General features: G+C 37.6%; 18 protein-coding genes. 10 read left to right on the top strand and 8 right to left on the bottom strand.

The genetic code is table 11. The features are described 5' to 3' along the window. Nucleotides 1-329: 329 nt before the first annotated feature. From V5D86_RS09315 to V5D86_RS09270, 10 genes are all read left to right on the top strand, one after another. Nucleotides 330-632, top strand: a complete 303-nt coding sequence (locus tag V5D86_RS09315; RefSeq protein WP_414596412.1) for a hypothetical protein — start codon at nt 330-332, stop codon at nt 630-632. A gap of 44 nt (nt 633-676) precedes the next feature. After that, entirely contained in the window at nt 677-985 is a 309-nt protein-coding gene (locus V5D86_RS09310; protein ID WP_414596411.1) for a hypothetical protein, read from the top strand. A gap of 295 nt (nt 986-1,280) precedes the next feature. Next, nucleotides 1,281-1,625 (top strand): hypothetical protein, encoded by a 345-nt coding sequence (locus tag V5D86_RS09305; protein WP_414596410.1) that lies wholly within the window; start codon nt 1,281-1,283, stop codon nt 1,623-1,625. Between the two features lie 67 nt (nt 1,626-1,692). Next, entirely contained in the window at nt 1,693-2,274 is a 582-nt protein-coding gene (locus tag V5D86_RS09300; protein ID WP_414596409.1) for a hypothetical protein, read from the top strand. Nucleotides 2,275-2,546: 272 nt separating this feature from the next. After that, nucleotides 2,547-3,950: a DNA polymerase gene (locus V5D86_RS09295; RefSeq protein WP_414596408.1), complete on the top strand. Its 1,404-nt coding sequence runs from the start codon at nt 2,547-2,549 to the stop codon at nt 3,948-3,950. A 71-nt stretch (nt 3,951-4,021) separates the two neighbouring features. Beyond that, nucleotides 4,022-5,059: a phage DNA encapsidation protein gene (locus tag V5D86_RS09290; protein ID WP_414596407.1), complete on the top strand. Its 1,038-nt coding sequence runs from the start codon at nt 4,022-4,024 to the stop codon at nt 5,057-5,059. Next, nucleotides 5,056-5,400: a hypothetical protein gene (locus V5D86_RS09285; RefSeq protein ID WP_414596406.1), complete on the top strand. Its 345-nt coding sequence runs from the start codon at nt 5,056-5,058 to the stop codon at nt 5,398-5,400. The genes V5D86_RS09290 and V5D86_RS09285 overlap by 4 nt, the downstream gene beginning before the upstream one ends. Next, entirely contained in the window at nt 5,393-5,623 is a 231-nt protein-coding gene (locus V5D86_RS09280; protein ID WP_414596405.1) for a hypothetical protein, read from the top strand. Before V5D86_RS09285 ends, V5D86_RS09280 begins: the two co-directional genes overlap by 8 nt. Nucleotides 5,624-6,084: 461 nt before the next feature. Beyond that, nucleotides 6,085-6,345, top strand: coding sequence for a hypothetical protein (locus V5D86_RS09275; protein WP_414596404.1), 261 nt, complete (start codon nt 6,085-6,087; stop codon nt 6,343-6,345). 79 nt (nt 6,346-6,424) lie between these two features. Continuing rightward, on the top strand, nt 6,425-6,805 hold the full coding sequence (locus V5D86_RS09270; protein WP_414596403.1) for a hypothetical protein: 381 nt from the start codon (nt 6,425-6,427) through the stop codon (nt 6,803-6,805). A 26-nt stretch (nt 6,806-6,831) separates the two neighbouring features. On the opposite strand, the gene V5D86_RS09265 is transcribed toward V5D86_RS09270, so the two are convergent. The 8 genes from V5D86_RS09265 to V5D86_RS09230 all read right to left on the bottom strand — a co-directional run bounded on the left by V5D86_RS09265 (nt 6,832) and on the right by V5D86_RS09230 (nt 13,311). After that, nucleotides 6,832-7,698: a hypothetical protein gene (locus tag V5D86_RS09265; RefSeq protein WP_414596402.1), complete on the bottom strand. Its 867-nt coding sequence runs from the start codon at nt 7,696-7,698 to the stop codon at nt 6,832-6,834. A 4-nt stretch (nt 7,699-7,702) separates the two neighbouring features. Then, nucleotides 7,703-8,089, bottom strand: a complete 387-nt coding sequence (locus tag V5D86_RS09260; protein ID WP_414596401.1) for a hypothetical protein — start codon at nt 8,087-8,089, stop codon at nt 7,703-7,705. Nucleotides 8,090-8,103: 14 nt separating this feature from the next. Next, complete coding sequence (locus V5D86_RS09255) at nt 8,104-8,760, bottom strand: hypothetical protein (protein ID WP_414596400.1); 657 nt, start codon at nt 8,758-8,760, stop codon at nt 8,104-8,106. A 61-nt stretch (nt 8,761-8,821) separates the two neighbouring features. Next, nucleotides 8,822-9,751, bottom strand: coding sequence for a hypothetical protein (locus V5D86_RS09250; protein ID WP_414596399.1), 930 nt, complete (start codon nt 9,749-9,751; stop codon nt 8,822-8,824). Continuing rightward, on the bottom strand, nt 9,748-11,739 hold the full coding sequence (locus V5D86_RS09245) for a hypothetical protein (protein WP_414596398.1): 1,992 nt from the start codon (nt 11,737-11,739) through the stop codon (nt 9,748-9,750). Before V5D86_RS09245 ends, V5D86_RS09250 begins: the two co-directional genes overlap by 4 nt. Nucleotides 11,740-11,743: 4 nt before the next feature. After that, nucleotides 11,744-11,935, bottom strand: a complete 192-nt coding sequence (locus tag V5D86_RS09240; RefSeq protein WP_414596397.1) for a hypothetical protein — start codon at nt 11,933-11,935, stop codon at nt 11,744-11,746. 45 nt (nt 11,936-11,980) lie between these two features. After that, a complete protein-coding gene (locus V5D86_RS09235) occupies nt 11,981-12,958 on the bottom strand; it encodes a hypothetical protein (protein ID WP_414596396.1) in 978 nt (325 codons plus the stop codon). An 8-nt stretch (nt 12,959-12,966) separates the two neighbouring features. Then, entirely contained in the window at nt 12,967-13,311 is a 345-nt protein-coding gene (locus V5D86_RS09230; RefSeq protein WP_414596395.1) for a hypothetical protein, read from the bottom strand. Between the last annotated feature and the right edge of the window lie 357 nt (nt 13,312-13,668).

Below are 13,668 nucleotides of genomic sequence, written 5' to 3'. Positions count from 1 at the left end.
AACCCGCAATCGATTGCATTTCCCCAATCGAGTATATATTAGGTAACCTACAAAAATCGCATATATCTACTATATATTAGGTAACCTACACATGCACATTCGCAATGCAAATGCGCAACAATAACACAACGATGTTACTATTACACATATGCAACTCAAAATCGCTCAAAGATCCAAAACTTGCATTTTAACAATGCAAAACAGCAATGCAAATATGCAACATAACATCATAACGTTATCATTGTTATTAGATAACCTACATTTTATATACTAATAATGCATACATGGTATTAGGAGAGAAATACTCCAAGAAGGTATGAACTATGAATATGGCAAAGGCAGTGATTAATAAGATGGTTGAACTCGAACGCGACGACACCGTTAGGAAGTTTAAGGTTGTATTTGAGACTGGATACGTGCTTCGCGATAAGGTACATGATGATATCATGTGTGCCAGCAACGGCGCGTACCTTACATCTTTTGTAGATGATGTGACCGCTCATTCGGAATGTACGCTGGGTTTCACAACTAAGGGCATATACAGTGGTTCGCTCTACTTCGGCAACACCATACCTTACATGCTTGTTACCAGGTTTGGAAACAACGGCGTTGACCGCATCGACATTGAGTAAACATTTACACCCCAAACTCCTTACATAATATAGAGGTAATACAGATGGCAACAATTATCAGAATTCAGGACAGACAGGCAATCAGGGATACCGTTCTAGCAGGCGGTTCCGCGGACGAGGTTCCGTACACCGAGTACCGCCACGAGACGATGAACCCTCAGAAGGCATTCAGGTTCGCGCACTTCATCTACTCCGCTGGGAAGGTGAAGGGTGTCGTCGTCGGCGCGCCCGTGATGGACGTAGACGGCGATGACGTGATTCTCACATTCAAGTGCGACTGTACTATCGACATGTCCCGTGAGCGCACGCCCCGCGCTAAGACCGCCACCGTTGACCCTCTTGCAGTCGAGTAAGCAAATAACCATGGGTTGCTATGTAACAATAGCAACCCAACAATTACAAATCAATAAGGTACAAAAATGACCACAACAAATCTGGTAACAACAAAAAGTTTGGTAGTAACCAAACAAAAAGTAGCTACAAAATAAGTAGTAGCTACCAACAAAACTGTTGCTACCAAATTTTGGTTTTCCTAAAAATTTTTTGTACACTGTTGAGCGAAAACCGCGTTTCCAAGTTCATATCTCCTAACAAAAACATACTTAAAAAATAACTCTAGAAATAAAATCGAATTTTCAGGTGACTAAAATGGCATTCAAGTTCAATGATTACAAGTTTAAGGTTGACGCTGACTTTAAGGACTACGAATTCACACAGATGGAGTTCCTTAAGAATAAGACAATCGTTATTGAGTTTGTAAAGTTCTATGAGGAGACTGAGGAGGATAAGACTCGCACCGCGTGTAGATTCGCATACAAGCTTGATGGCGAGGATAAGATTAGGTTCTCTTACACTAAGAGTTATGGAATCGTCTCTGTTCTCATGAACATCATAGAGGAAGAGGGGGTTATCCCGAAGGTTCCTGTCATGATTACCACAACCATGACTAAGAGTGGAAACATGGGATACACCTTCGTCGACATAGAAGAGTAAAAAGCTCCAAACATAGTACAAAAAGCACAAAATAAACCTTTTAACAAACCTCTTACTAGAGGTTATCATGCCCCCTTTTTTACGTTCAATTAAACGCGCCGACGTTACACCTTCTTTTATAAAAAGGAAAGCAAAACGCGGTTATGTAGAAATCCAGGCTGTAAAACAGGCAGAATGGATGGATGAAAGAGTTTATCAAGTCGCTACTGGCAAATTCAATGAAGCCATGAAGCGTCTAGATTCTGGTCAATTCACTTCTTTAGGAGGATTCCACAAGTATCTATATTCTCAATCGGAAGAATACCACAAACGTGGACAATTCCAGGGTAGAGAAAACATAAAGAAAGCTGTTAATGCCAGATACCTAAGAAATGCCGACAGTAAAACTCTAGCTAAAGCGGCTCAACTAGAATTTCTTATAGATAATCTAGCACCTTCAAAGCTAGATAAATTCTATGAAGAGAATTCCGAATTCCTAGATGAACTCTACGAATACGAATCACCTTATGTCGAAACACCTTTTTCAAATACAGAATATGCAAATATAGACTATTTACTAAATAAAATAAAATCATTTTCAAACAAAAAGAATTTAGCTAAATCTGAAATTGTCTATACTAAAGAGCTAGAAAACCAGGGAATGTTATGAGATTCTCAACAGTCTATACCGCCGATTTTGAAACTACTGGAGAAAACAACCTTAGAATTGATGGTCGGGTACGTGTATGGCTGTGGAGTTTAGTAAATGTACCTAATCCAGATGAATACTATACAGGAACTTCAATAGAATCATTCTTAGAGAAAATACAGGAACTAAGAATAACAAAAATCTTTTTCCACAATCTCCGTTTTGATGGTTCATTCATAATATGGCATCTGCTATACAAAACACAATAGCAACAGGGGATAGACTACAAAACCATGATAGATAACATGGGACAGTGGTACGGAATTGAATTACTCTGTATAGGAAACAAAGGAGTGCGTATCTGGGATTCATTGAAAAAATTTCCAGGTTGTTCAGTAGAAACTTTAGCTAAGATGTATGGCATTGAAGGAAAGAAAGATAAACCAGACTTCAGTAAATACATACCAGAGAACTATCAACCAACAGATGATGAAATAAGCTATTGTGTACAGGATTCAAAAATAGTAGCTTATGCAATATATCAACAACTTTTACAGGGCTATGAAGCAATAACTCTATCAGCAGACGCCTTCAACTGTGTTAAAGAACTGTTAGGCGGACATTATCGTTGGCGTAATGTTATGCCACAATTGCCAATAGAGATGGATGATTTTGCCAGAAACGCTTACAAAGGAGGGTGGGTTTATGTAAATCCAAAATATCAGGGGAAAGAAGTAAACAATGTTTACGTATATGATGTCAATTCTCTATATCCGTGGGTTATGCATGATTGCGAACTTCCTCTAGGTCCTGGTTACTTACATAGACCTTACGGAAATCAACTAAGTATTCTACGTTTTGAAACCATATTCAAATTAGAAACAGGATTCCCAACAATACAGATAAAACACAACATGAGATATAAAGGAACAGAATATCTCAAAAAAGTTGATGAACCTGTAACTCTTACAATGACAAACATTGATTACAAATTATTTACAGAAAACTATAATGTAGAATACATGAGTGAACCAGAATACTTATCATTCAACAGTAAGGTAGGATTACTAGCACCTTATATAGATAAATGGATGAAAGTAAAAGAAGAAGCATCATATATACCAAATGTCCAACATGAAAATAAACCAGTGCGTTTTATGTCAAAGCGTTATCTCAATAGTCCATATGGAAAAACAGGTATGAAGCCTACTCGCATTAACAAAATTCCTAGGAAAGACGACGACCAGTGTTTACGTTATGATATAGACGTTACGACAATAGAAGGAATATATGTGCCGTATGCCACTTTTGTTTGTGCATGGGCTAGAGATAAGACTGTACGCGCCGCGCAATCAGAATCAGATGCTTTTGTATATGCCGACACCGATAGTGTACATCTAGTAAACACTGAATTAGCAGACGAGTTAGTAGACCCAGTAAAACTAGGATACTGGAAACATGAAGGAACGTTCCAAATAGGAAAATACGTAAGACCAAAGACCTATATCCACGCTACAAAGGAAAACACCGAGTACAAAATCACCGATGTAACTTGCGCTGGCATGCCAAACGCTGTAAAAGAACACGTTACATGGAATAACTTTATTCCAGGAAATGAATTCAAAGGAAAATTACAACAGCAACAGGTTCCAGGAGGATGCTTACTTGTCGAAACAACCTTTAGAATCTCCGAATGAAGAATCAGAATTTATAGAAGTCGATGTAAAAAAGATATATACTTTTATAATTGCTCCAAAGGGGTATGGTCGTGACATCTACTATAAAAGAAATAACTAAGCAAGAGTATAATTCCATCTGGTATGATAGGGGACCAGCTCTTTCTTACAATGCTCTATACACCTTTTGTCTAGGAGCCAGAGGCACAGGAAAAACGTTCAACTATAAATGTTGGGCATTGTCTAAAGATACTCAAACAGTCTGGATACGTAGGACAGATGAAGATATCAAAGATATAGCAAATGAAGAAAAATTCCTATCAGATGTAATAGCAGAGGGGATAATATCTCCAGATGAAATAGAGGACTACAAAATAAAAGACAGAATACTATATCATTGTGGACTACCAAAGATTTTCTTTGTAGGACTCTCAACAAGTGCGCGTAAGAAATCTCAAAGTTACCACAACGCCGACCTAATAGTATTCGATGAGTTCATAGAAAAAGACCAGCGTAAGTATCTAACAGGAGAAGTAGAACTATTCCTAGAGTTGTATGAGACAGTCAACCGCCTTAGAATAGATGGTAGAAAAGAAGTGCGCGCTATATTCATAGCTAATAAAGTATCATTCGTAAATCCTTTTTTCTCGTATTGGAACATCCTACCATTTGAACAAAGATTCAAAACATTCAAAGATGGATTAATCCTGGTTGAGAATTATTCAAACAACAAATTCGCCGAAATAAAAAAGACTACTAAATTCGGTAAACTAATCAACGGAACAAAATATGGAGATTACGCTATTGATAACTTAGTGTGGCAGGACGATAACGCATTAATAGAAGACCGTCCAGCAAATTCTAAATTACTAGCAAACATCCATTTTATGGATAACTTTATAGGAATATGGTCAACAGAAGATACGGTATACATAACACCAGAACACAATAAACAGATATACACATTTGGATTAAAATATCAGTGTAAAACAAATGAGATACCAATGACTTTCTCATCATATCCTCTTAAAATGATAAAAGAAATGTATCTAATTGGTAGACTTAGATTTGCAGACACAACGTGTAAAAACGTTATATTCAGTTTGCTACAAACGGAGACACTAAAATGATATGTTATTTTAAAGCAGAATATGATAAAAATAATGAGAGTGAAAGAAATAATGTTGAAATTATATGTGATGCTATTAATAATTGTGAATGGATTGACTTTAAGATAGAAGGTTCATATAACAACGGAAAAATATTATTTATAGTGAACGGAGCAACGAAGATGGCAATTAAACTAATACTAGAATACACTTACAAAGGAACAGAAGCCGACCTAAGAATAATAGATGAGATAACAAAACTCTTAGCCAAACACGGGCATCGTTTCGTACTAGATTGTGAAAAATTTGAAGCTGGTTCAGAAAGAACTGAAAAATGGTATCTGGATGATAACTATGACTGAAAGAAGACTATATCTACGCTTTTATGTAGTGGGTTCAACATACGAGGACCCAATAGATATACCAATAGATGAATACGAGAGAGAAACAGCTAGAGGAATAAAAGACCTTTTAGACATTATGGGTTATACTATGGAGTTCTACAAACTAAACACATATATTCTAGGAGACTACGAAACAAGTTATAGAATTTATCACATTAAAAAGAAGGTGAGTAAGAAATGAGTCATAGCGACGACATAATAAACCTCTTTGTAAAAAATCCAGGAGTAACATTTACAGCCTGTGAAATAGCAGATATGATAGGAGCAGAAAGAAAGTATATACACATATACATCAGCCGTACTAAGAAATGGCTAAAAGAAGAACTAGTAATAACCTCATCACAAAACAAATCCTCAAATGGACATTATGTGCAACAATATACATATGTACCACACAACCCACTGGAGGAAGAATAATGACACAAAAGCCAAGTCTAAGAACTAGACTAAAGCTTCTGGACTACATAGAAAAGAACCCAGGTGTGTTGCAAATAGAGCTATGTAAACAATTCAATTACAAAACAGATACAGTAAGACTCTATGTAGCCTATCTTACAAAAGAAGGATTAGCAGATAACAGAAGCAATTTTGTCTGTATAGACACTAGAGTAAAACACAAAGAACTACACGCGGGGCATGTATATGGCTAGTACTATATCACGGAGAAGGGACGTAAAATCAGAGATACTATCGAATCTCTCCTATAATGAATGGATACCCAGAAGTTATCTGTTTAAGATAATGAGACTTGGCAGAGACTGGAATTCAGTGCAAATAGTTAGAAAGTTACAGGAAGATGGAATAGTAGAAATAGAAAAAAGAAGACCAACAATAGATGAAGAGAAAAAGTATAGATTGTACGATAGCAGAGAAAGACTATTCATCAGAAAACTGATAAACTGAACACTAAAACATGGAACGGGTTAGCGCGTTAACGGGTTAGCCCGTTCTGCTTTTTAACACGAAATTCGGAGAAATTAATATGATAAGGTATATGATGAGAATGGACGAAAAAGTTAAGGGCGATTTAGATTGGGCTTATAAAGCGGATATTGTGGAAATGTGTGAATTTTTAGAAATTCCTACTTTATACAGAGCTGACTGGGACACTAATCCTAAGAACGATAAGTATGCTGGATGGTTCTATCACAGCGATATATTCGGAATTAAGATAAATGATAGGTATAAAGGGGGCGGAACTTTAAGGGATTTGTGTGTCCAGGGAATTATATGGCATGAGTTGTGTCATTATTATACAGAGTATAAGTATGGGTTCACTGGACACGGGAAGGAGTTTATTAAGGTTTACTTAAGGAAACCTTTGTTTGTGTTGTATGGGTTTTTGAGTCCGTTTCTGTGCTGACAATTTAAATGGTTAAAATATTAGATTTATGATTGTGTAAGGAAGAAACACGAGACCATACTAGTAAATACTGTTGTATTTAGAATAGTTAAATTATTATAATCATTAGCAGCCATTTTTACTACAACCCTATTAGCTGGTATATTAGCCTCTAATCCAACTACATCATATAAACTATCATTAATTGTTGCTCTTCCACTAACTACAAAAAGATTGTAATTAGAGCTAAATTTACCAACACAAATCCCTACTAAATCATATACTTTAAATGAACCAGATATAAGAGTACCCAAGCTAAATCTATCTCCAGTTTTACAATTAATAAATGCATTAATCAAATCTTCTGTGTTTTTTAATTGATTCCTAGTAAAGTTTATAGTGCTACTAGGAATAGGAAAATCATTACTAACGATTGTTGTTCCATCTTCTTGTTCTAGAGTTGCCTTTATAGTTCCAGCTGTGGCTCCTTCAGCAAGAACTATTCCATTAATAAGTTCTTTGCTAAGAGCATCACCCATAGCAGTGTTATCTTCAATAGCTTTTACCTGTTCTTTTGTAACAAGTCCATCCTGTGCATTGGTTGCTTCCTGGAGTTGGATGTTATTGATTGTGATACCATCGGGCGTCTGTGTTATGTTGAGTTCTACTCCCCCACTTTCAGGAAGTTGTACAGGTGAAGAAACAGCCTTACTACCATCGCTATTAGTAACGGTAGTAGTAAGCTTACTGTCTGCACTTATACTGTTCTCTACGTCGGATACTTTAGTGTCCTGACTTGGAGATTGGTTAATTGCTGGAACTACATCTTCTATAAGATAATCAACTATTTTACGCATACAGCGCATTACAGTAGTATCTTTGAATTGGTCAATTGTTGGTATTGGTATTGCCATAAAATCATCCTACGAGTTCAGGGTCTGTTCCTACGTATGTTGTTATAGAGTCAGCAGTAGACTTTGCGGTATTAGCGGTTCCATTAGCTGTGTTAGCAGTGGACTCTACACTGTTAATTTTCTCTGTTACGGGTTTGTTTGCAACGGCGTTTGTAGAGGCTGGGTTGAGAGACTGGTCAACTACAACAGCTTCAGGAATGTTGGGTTTGTTGAGAAGGTCATTATAACTTCCACTAGTTGCAACTGTTGCTAGGTCTTCGGTGTTAGCCTTCTTTTCGATATCGGAGTTTATTCCAGGAACAAGAGTCTGAATGAGATAATCTACGATTTTTCTCATAACAGAAACTACGGTTGTGTCTTTGAACTGGTCTATTGTAGGTACTGTAACCATTTGTATCACCTTATTTAGTCTGGCATAATCATTATGCCTATGAAACAGTTTTCAAACTCCTTTATGAATTCGTTGTCGATTGATTTATAATTGTCAACTAAATAATTGAGTTCTCTAACCATTACGTCATCATGGAGTTTCTTTGTAGTGGTTCTTTTGTCTGTCTGTTTACCTGTGCCCGTTGAACTATATGTTTCATCAGAGTTGTTTACGGTTTGCTCTGTAGGGTTGTTTATTGTTGATGTACTGTTACTTGGTGTATCTTTGTATTTACTGTCAGCGTTGCGTTCGTTAGTAGAATCCATAGAGCTTTCTGTATCTCTCTGGAATTCATCTGTTGTGGTATAACCAGTTCCAAGTTCATCTACGTTGTTCTCAGCGAATACCTTATACATATGGTCATAGTGTTCTGATACCTCATCTAATCTGTTCTGAAGTATCATTTGCCATCTGTGTTCAGTCTCTGCTCCGATTTCTCTAAGAGCATATTCTTTGTTGAATCTGGTTATGAGTTCGTCTTTGTGTGTGTTTAGGTTGGTGTATTTTGTATTCCATTCGCAACTCTTTAACCCAGCATCTGGACGGTCAATCTGGAGTTTAAACAGATAATCCGTAAAGAATGGCCCTTCTCCATTGGATGGCGTTTTGTAGTCTGTAAATATATTATACATTCATATCACTACCATTATAGGAACTTCCATAACTACACCTATGAGTATCCAAAGGATTTTATCAATCTTTTGACTGTTCCTTTCCGCCTGCTTTTCCAGATACTGGAGTCTCTCCAATAATGCTTGGTGTTGATTGCATTCTTTCCATATTTCTTTGTTTAATGACGGACTCATAAGTATCAACCTCTACATTTAGACCCCATAGCTGGTTTATTTGATTGCATGCTAGTTTTCTCATATCCAGCCTTTCTTTAGTTACTGTCTCTATTAACAGGTCATTACTATCTACTTCTCCTGTAAGCATACGTTCTTGTTTCTCAACAGGAAGATGATTTATTCCCAGATAACGGAGAATACGGTTATTGTAGGTTTCGTATTGGTCTGAAAGTTTATCTCCTATGAATTGTACGCCGAGATTTATTACATCCATACTTATATCGTTTTTAGTATAGTCATTAGCATAGACAACGTTTTCAATTCCATACATCTCAAAGAGATTCTTTGCTGTAAGAGCGTTCTTACCGTCAGCTTTAACGAATACTGGTGTATTCTGTACTAGTGTATTAGTCTTAAGTGCATTATCGATGCGTAGCATATTGTCTATCTGACTGTCTACGTACTTAGACATTCCTGTACGAGTTGGATTATTCCATATGAGAACGGAGTTCTCGGTGTTATATATGGTGTTGCGAATAATGTTCGCTCCTTGACTGTCCCCGATTACGTAGCATCTCCAGGATATAGGCTCTCCATGTAAATCCAGATTTACTGAACCATATACTACTGGGAATATGTCGTATTCCTCTGAACCAGGCAACTGTATCATGCACGCCATTCCCTGGCGATACAACGTCTGTTCAGGATAGAAGGGACGAATATTATCGGGTAGCCCTGTCCACTTATATACGTTGGTTCCTATGCCTTCATAGAACATAGAGAGTTCTGTCTTACCAACATACATTTCAATTTGTTTTCTAGATTTTTTACTCATAGCAGTGACCTCTCTATGTTTTCATAGATTGGGTATTCTGTTGTGTTACAATGATCCGCGTGGAATAGTGTTATTCCTCTCTCGAATATGTTGACAAGAGCTTGTTTTATATCAGAGGATAGAGAACCCTTTATGCTAGTGTTGAGAGTACATATGTAGTTAAAGTAATAACGTGATTGTATGTTCGGGGTTTCTATGCGGTTGACCATGTAGCCGTATTTTACGTAATTATTGAATGCTTTATTATAGTTAACCTCATCTATCTTAGTTTCGTATGTGAAATAATTGTCTGTTCCTCTGAACAACGATGCTATTCCGTTTGAAGTAGACAGTAAGGTAGAGGGTTGATTTTTAATTGAGGATTCCTTAGCCTGCTGTTGTACCCACATATCATAGCCCTGGACTAGAGAGGTTACGGCTCCTGTTGCCATTCCGTAAACAGATGCCATCATCATACCCTTTCTAAAGCCAGCAACATCTCCGCCGCCCTTCTTACTCATAGGGTCATTACGACCGCTGTTGGAACGTGAACCTACTAATGCTCCTCCGTAACCCATGCCTATCATGTTTGTTACAGCGTTGGTAATCATATTGGATTTCATTACTTGGCGGTCGCTGTCACGTTGGGTTAGTACGTAGGAGAGCCATTCGTTGGATATCATGTCGGTGTGTACTCCTTGGTCTAAGGAGCCTGCTCCTATCAGTTCATTCTGGAGTATTTCAAAGTTATAACCAGCGGATTCTGTATCGGGTCTGGCTATTATCAGATTATTTACACTTTGTGTAGATATGTCTGTATATACATCTATTTCTATTCCTGTTGAATTTAAGAATGATATGTCAGGGATTTCTAATAGAGTCTGGCCATCATTCTTACATATTCCTCTTTTCATTATAGGAGATGTATATAACATTGGTTCATAGACAGTAGATTTTGTATTAGTAGGTGACGTAGGTTTAGAGGGATAATCGAATTCAGTTGTTAAAGTAGTGTATGCACCATATGCTAAGTCATCTAACCAATTAAATGTTATTATTTTTGTCATTGATAGCAGAGATGTATCGGCGTATGCGAACATATATCCAGTACTACTTGATTTATTGAATACAGCTCCTTCATTGTGATATACATCCCATCCGCCTGCCCCAATATTTACAGTATTACGTGTAGTGCCCTGTATATCTTCAGCAGTATCAGCGTAAAAGTCTGTATTCATTATGGGTAATATCCAACTACCTATAATCTGTTCTGGATTAAAGCCTGCTCTGGTTATGTATGAACCGTCAATGAAATCTTCATAGCTAGGATATGGTATAGCACTTATGAATTCATCTGTTCCTCCTCCACTGTAATATGTTAATTTACCATAAATTGTATCTGAATTCGGAGAAAGAATAGAGGCAAAGAACATAACAAAGCCAGATTTATCTTCAGCTATCTCTACTCCAGATTCCTTATATTTTTTATTGTAAGTAAGAGCTGTTATCCCTATTTTGTAGTTATGTGGATTATCAACTTCTTTTACATTAGCTGTAACGTATCCAGAAAATATATCTTCATTAGGAGCTGTGTATATAGGATGATTCTCATTAGGAGACCAACGGTCAACGTGTTCGCGTGAAACTAAACATTCTCCTAACGACCATTCACACATGAAAGTTTGGAGAGCGTCTAGGTCTATTGTGAATTCGGTTGTTTCATCATCTATTAACGTGACAGCGGAGACGAATCCGTAGTACACGCGACCGCTGTCATCCATGTTACGTATTCTGATGTAAGTATAAGCATACACGTCGCCGACGGGTTCGTGAACCCTAAATGCATTGTGGATTTTGTTGTAATTCACATTGTAGAGTTCTACTTTCTTACTTGAGGGTATAGAATTGAACCAGTTAGTTTGCTGGGTCTTAGAAGTGAAATACATAGATTTACTATAATCTGGATATAGTCCTATATCTTTGTATAGTGTAACGTCGGCATCTACCATGTAATCACTTCTTTGTGTCGTTATATGCTTTCTTTATATCCTCTATCTCTTCTTCGGTAATACGGCCGTCCATAAGAGCTTTGTAAATAGTGAAAGCTAGTCCTTTGTACTTGTCGTAATAGCCTTTATATCCTAATATTAGCGTGGTTATTAGGAAAATTATAGTAGAGACAGAGGTTATTATGAATTCTTCCATAATAACCCCTTAGTTTGTTTTATTTTTTCTATTTGTTCGTATAACTTACGCCTTTGGAGCACGGTAGATTTCGTAGGCGTTCTTAGCGAGGTCAACAGAAAATATTCCTTCCTCCTTATACCAATAATTGGTGTAATAGTTCTCAGGGTTGTAAATTGCGGTTGCAATAGGAGAACGAGGAGTATAATCTGCCATTCCCTTCGTGAGAATAAGAACGTCTCTAGTGTTGGTCTCCTTATCAACAGTTGCGAAGGAATCAATCTCAATAAAGTTAAGTCCACCAGGAACAATCTTATCTACATTGTATACTCCGCTAAGAGCGTTGTCCATCATATTCTTAGCTTCGGTAGTAATGACAACATCAACGCCAGCGGATGCGGTAAGGAACTGCATAGTGTTGTACTTGTCGCTAGGATAACGGAGCTTATCACGAACAATAGTCTTAATCTCCTTCCAAAGAGCAAGTCCGTATGCGTCAGGGTCGGTGGGATCAAGTGTAATGTCAGTCTGTGCGGTGTCAGCAGGGGCGACGGGCTGGGAAAGGTACTTTTTCCACTTAATGAACATATCAATTCCAACAGAATTGTACATATTGTTCATGATTTCTCCAGTGAAAGAACCGAAGTTAGATTCAGAGATAAACGCCTTCTTAAGCTGGTCGTCCTGGATAGTCTGTTTGTACTGGGTGTCATCATTGATGGTCCAGTACTGCACTTCAGTGCTAGGCTTCTCCATACCGAAGGGATTAGGGGCGGTAGGGGAGTAATCGGTCTTTCTTCCCTTAATGTAAGGGAGGGTATATCTCTGGATGGTGTCTCCGTAATCCATCACGGAGCGAGTCCAATTGGAGAACGGATTGTAAGCGTTGGGCTGTCCAGCAATGATGGTTCTTCCGATACGGTTAATCATGTTTTCGAGGATACCAGCTTTAGCTTCAAACTCGGTAGTCCTGTTGCTCATGAAATTAGCGGGCATAATAGCAGAAAGTCTGCTAGTCCAAAGTGTGTCAGTAGTAGTTGCCATTTTATCACTTAATTATTGGTTTGGTTATCTATAAGTTCCGTGTTTACGTATTCTCCATACATCTTCTTCATTTGCTTGAGATTTGGTTTAATTGCGTCTGTTAGTATAGTGTCAAGTATTTCTTCTGGTGTTGGTTCGTTTTCAGCTTGGACTTCGGATTCCGGAATTTCTTTATATGAACCTACTGATGCCCAAAGTTTACCATTCACTTCACGAGACGCGTTCAGGTCTTTTGTGAGATTTGCATTAGAATTCTCAAGCGAGGAAATTTTAGCGTTATTGCTTTCTGCTTCCTGTTTTAGTTTGATGATTTCTGCCTGGAGTTCTTCAATAGTTGGCTGTTTGTCAGTCATTTTTACACGCTCTGTTTTGTACGCGCTCTTAGTTGTATGATAATAGGAGGCGTTGAGAATAAGATAGGATACAGGAGCGCGTTAACTGTTCTCGTTAATTGCCCAGCAGGTCGTTAAACCTGGTAACGTTCTGGGAAATCTAGACACCTATTTACCTTATCTCAACATATTAGTAATAGTGTTTGTAGTATATATTAGGTTGGTTGTATGTTATCGTTTGGGGAATTGTGAGTCGAATGGGGAAATGTGTTCGATTGCTATTTTGCAATGTGTAGATAACCTACGGTCGGTTACATTGGATATAGCATCCAACTCAGATGTCCGATTGCATTTTGACACTCGATTGCGGGTTCGCAT

It is taken from the genome of Candidatus Methanoprimaticola sp. MG2 (assembly GCF_047501175.1).
Classification (GTDB): Archaea; Thermoplasmatota; Thermoplasmata; order Methanomassiliicoccales; family Methanomethylophilaceae; genus Methanoprimaticola.
This window is presented reverse-complemented; position numbering and strand designations above follow the sequence as displayed.

Bases quoted from the DNA above. Each gene is read 5' to 3' on its own strand.
- V5D86_RS09310 (WP_414596411.1), top strand. From the start codon at position 677: ATGGCAACAATTATCAGAATTCAGGACAGACAGGCAATCAGGGATACC.
- V5D86_RS09250 (WP_414596399.1), bottom strand. From the start codon at position 9,751: ATGAGTAAAAAATCTAGAAAACAAATTGAAATGTATGTTGGTAAGACA.
- V5D86_RS09280 (WP_414596405.1), top strand. From the start codon at position 5,393: ATGACTGAAAGAAGACTATATCTACGCTTTTATGTAGTGGGTTCAACA.
- V5D86_RS09240 (WP_414596397.1), bottom strand. From the start codon at position 11,935: ATGGAAGAATTCATAATAACCTCTGTCTCTACTATAATTTTCCTAATA.
- V5D86_RS09300 (WP_414596409.1), top strand. From the start codon at position 1,693: ATGCCCCCTTTTTTACGTTCAATTAAACGCGCCGACGTTACACCTTCT.
- V5D86_RS09315 (WP_414596412.1), top strand. From the start codon at position 330: ATGGCAAAGGCAGTGATTAATAAGATGGTTGAACTCGAACGCGACGAC.
- V5D86_RS09255 (WP_414596400.1), bottom strand. From the start codon at position 8,760: ATGTATAATATATTTACAGACTACAAAACGCCATCCAATGGAGAAGGG.
- V5D86_RS09230 (WP_414596395.1), bottom strand. From the start codon at position 13,311: ATGACTGACAAACAGCCAACTATTGAAGAACTCCAGGCAGAAATCATC.
- V5D86_RS09285 (WP_414596406.1), top strand. From the start codon at position 5,056: ATGATATGTTATTTTAAAGCAGAATATGATAAAAATAATGAGAGTGAA.
- V5D86_RS09275 (WP_414596404.1), top strand. From the start codon at position 6,085: ATGGCTAGTACTATATCACGGAGAAGGGACGTAAAATCAGAGATACTA.
- V5D86_RS09295 (WP_414596408.1), top strand. From the start codon at position 2,547: ATGATAGATAACATGGGACAGTGGTACGGAATTGAATTACTCTGTATA.
- V5D86_RS09245 (WP_414596398.1), bottom strand. From the start codon at position 11,739: ATGGTAGATGCCGACGTTACACTATACAAAGATATAGGACTATATCCA.
- V5D86_RS09265 (WP_414596402.1), bottom strand. From the start codon at position 7,698: ATGGCAATACCAATACCAACAATTGACCAATTCAAAGATACTACTGTA.
- V5D86_RS09260 (WP_414596401.1), bottom strand. From the start codon at position 8,089: ATGGTTACAGTACCTACAATAGACCAGTTCAAAGACACAACCGTAGTT.
- V5D86_RS09270 (WP_414596403.1), top strand. From the start codon at position 6,425: ATGATAAGGTATATGATGAGAATGGACGAAAAAGTTAAGGGCGATTTA.
- V5D86_RS09305 (WP_414596410.1), top strand. From the start codon at position 1,281: ATGGCATTCAAGTTCAATGATTACAAGTTTAAGGTTGACGCTGACTTT.
- V5D86_RS09235 (WP_414596396.1), bottom strand. From the start codon at position 12,958: ATGGCAACTACTACTGACACACTTTGGACTAGCAGACTTTCTGCTATT.